We start from the raw sequence: 291 nt of genomic DNA, 5'->3' as shown, positions 1-291 counted from the left end.
CCAAAGCAAGCAGTTACTGGAGTGCGACAGCGGGGGACCTGCATGCACGGCAACAAATCATCAGCCTGGCAAGCCTGCCGCCCTTCAGTGGTTGATGAACGTGATGACGGCATCAGCGAACAGTTCCGGCTGATCCAGCATGATGAAGTGAAAACTATCGTCAATTCGCCTGAAGCTGACGTCCGGTGTCGAGGCATAGGCATCACGGAACATTGCATCTATGTGGGACGCCTCTACGCCATAAAGCGGGTCGTAGGCGTAGACGACCTGCACGGGCACCTTTATGCGCCC

The 291-nt window shown here is 56.4% G+C and carries 1 protein-coding gene; it reads right to left on the bottom strand.

Annotation, left to right across the window (positions count from 1 at the left end):
* Nucleotides 1-84 precede the first annotated feature (84 nt).
* Nucleotides 85-291: alpha/beta fold hydrolase (locus AC0L3B_RS39270; RefSeq protein WP_473383146.1), on the bottom strand; the 207-nt coding region annotated here is incomplete at its 5' end.

It is taken from the genome of Bradyrhizobium sp. Kon56 (genome assembly GCF_055807635.1).
This window is presented reverse-complemented; position numbering and strand designations above follow the sequence as displayed.